Origin of the sequence: Streptococcus sp. 1055 (genome assembly GCF_013276815.1) — a bacterium.
Classification (GTDB): domain Bacteria; phylum Bacillota; class Bacilli; order Lactobacillales; family Streptococcaceae; genus Streptococcus; species Streptococcus pseudopneumoniae.
This window is the reverse complement of sequence record NZ_VMLT01000110.1, coordinates 1-2,676: the sequence shown is the minus strand read 5'-3', so window position 1 is coordinate 2,676 and position 2,676 is coordinate 1. Positions and strand designations below refer to the sequence as shown.

Genomic DNA, 2,676 nt, shown 5'->3' with positions numbered 1-2,676 from the left:
GATTCCTTTGCATAAATAGGTGAGAGTTAATACTTTTCGAAAATCAAATTCAAACCACGTCAGCGTCGCCTTACCGTATATATGTTACTGACTTCGTCAGTTCTATCTACAACCTCAAAGCAGTGCTTTGAGCAACCTGTGGCTATCTTCCTAGTTTGCTCTTTGATTTTCATTGAGTATTAATAAACAAAAAGCCCACCTGATTAGGTGGGTTTTCTTATACACTATTTTCCAAAAATCTCTTTGAGGTCTGCGTCTGTAATCCCAATCATGGCGGGGATGCTGTCCCAGTTTTCTTCGGTCAGGATGTAGGATTCTTCAGAGGCGCTTGATGTGGCTGTTTCAGAGACAGCTGGTTGCTTTTCTTCAACATTATCTAGTAGGTCACTGAAACGTTCAATCAGATAGGTTTTTCGGGCAGTTCCGATGTGTTGGGTTGCATAATCAAAGGCCTGTAATTCGCCTAGTAAGATAAGCTTGCTTTTGGCGCGTGTAATGGCTGTGTAGATGAGATTGCGCTCCAGCATACGCCTACTAGCACTAGTGATAGGCAGGATGACAACAGGGAACTCACTTCCTTGTGATTTATGGATACTCATGGCATAGGCCAAGCGAATCTTGTACCATTCGTTACGTGGGTAAGAGACCTCATTGCCATCAAAATCAATGACAATCTCGTCTTGTTTCGACTCGGTGTATTTACCGGGAATCAGGTCTGTGATAGCTCCCAAATCTCCATTAAAGACATTGATTTCAGCATCGTTGACCAAATGAATGACCTTGTCTCCCTTACGATAGTGGCACTGGGGAGCTTCAAAACTGAGCTGGTCTTTTTGTGGTGGGTTAAGGAGGTCTTGCATGAGTTGGTTGATGGCATCAATACCTGCTGTCCCTCGGTACATGGGAGCAAGAACTTGAATATCACGGGCAGGGATGCCGCTTCTGAGGGCTGCGCCTAAAATCTTTTCAATAGTAGCAGGGATATGACCACTAGCGATTTCAAAGTAGGAACGGTCAGCTTTTTTCTGAGTGAAATCAGCCGGCAAGATGCCCTGTCGAATCTGACTAGCTAGGGTAACAATGGTTGATTCTTCGCTTTGTCGATAAATTTTTTCCAAGCGAGTCTGAGGAATCAAGGGAATATGAAGCAGATCCGCTAGAACCTGTCCAGGGCTGACAGATGGTAGCTGGTCGCTGTCGCCCACGATGAGGATTTTACTGTTAGAAGAGATATTGGAGAAGAGTTGGTTGGCCAGCCAAGTATCCACCATAGAAAATTCATCTACGATGATAAAGTCAGCATCCAGATAATCTTCCAGATGACTGGTATCATCGTCCCCTGTCATTCCCAAATGGCGGTGTATGGTCGCGCTAGGCAAGCCTGTCAATTCATTCATGCGACGAGCTGCTCGTCCAGTTGGAGCAGCAAGAAGAATCGGAAGATTGCTTTTTTTCCTGAGGTCAAGTCCTTCTAAAAGGGCATAAACAGCGATGATACCATTGATAACCGTTGTCTTACCAGTACCAGGCCCACCTGTCAGGATAAAGACCTTGTTCTGGATAGCATCACAGATAGCCTGTTTTTGAATATTATCATACTCAATCCCCAGTTCTTGCTCGACAGTAGTGATATGCTTTTGAATAGTTTCTAAATCATGACTCTTCTGTTTTCCTTTTTCAAGGATACGAACCAAGTGACTGCGGATGCCTTCCTCGGCGAAAAAGAGGCTGTTGTCAAAAATTTTGGTATCAATCTGCTGAACCTTGTCTTCTTCAATCAGGTAGGAGAGTTCTTGGGCTACTTGGCTGGGGTCCAGTTCCACGGGACGAGAAGATTCAAGGAGAGTAAGGGTTTGTTCTAACAAATCCCGTGCTTCAACATAGGTGTCCCCTGTTTCCATACAGGCCTGAAAAAGACTATGAACTAGTCCTGCTCGGAAGCGTTCAGGAGCCTGACTTTCGATACCTAGTTCTTCCGCTAATTGGTCAGCAATGGTAAAGCCCAAGCCCTTGATATCCTCAACCAGCTGGTAGGGATAATTTTCAACCACATCAAGGGTTTCTTCTTTGTAAAAGTCTTGAATCTGAAAGGCTAGTTTATTGGGAATGCCGTAGTTGGCAAGTTTGGCCAAAACCATCTCGGTTCCGTAGTTGAGACGGAGGGTGGAGACGAAAGCCTCGCGATTTTTGGCAGATAGTCCTGCGATGCCTTCTAACTTTTCTGGGTGTTGCAGAATTTCGTCAATGGTATTGTCGCCATAGGTATCCACAATTTTCTGAGCTGTCTTGAGCCCAATCCCCTTGAAATGGCTACTTGAAAAATACTTAACTAGTCCCTTACTAGTTGGTTTTGCACGTTCATAACGACTGATTTGTAGTTGTTCCCCATACTTGGAGTGCTGGACAATTTGTCCCCAAAAAGTGTAGTCTTCTCCCTCAATCACGTCAGCCATGGTACCGGTGACAATAATTTCAAAATCATCAAAATCTTCTGCGTCCGTATCTTCGATTTCTAGGAGGAGGATGCGATAAAAATTGCTGGGATTTTCAAAAATAATCCGTTCAATGGTTCCTGAAAAATAAACTTCCATAAGATTCCTTTGCATAAATAGGTGAGAGTTAATACTCTTCGAAAATCTCTTCAAACCACGTCAGCTTCGCCTTGCCGTATATATG

At 44.1% G+C, this 2,676-nt stretch carries 1 protein-coding gene; it reads right to left on the bottom strand.

The genetic code is table 11. The features are described from left to right. Positions 1-224: 224 nt before the first annotated feature. The gene (locus HT699_RS09215; RefSeq protein ID WP_172934303.1) at positions 225-2,591 is read right to left on the bottom strand and encodes an ATP-dependent RecD-like DNA helicase; all 2,367 of its coding nucleotides are present in this window, start codon (positions 2,589-2,591) and stop codon (positions 225-227) included. Between the last annotated feature and the right edge of the window lie 85 nt (positions 2,592-2,676).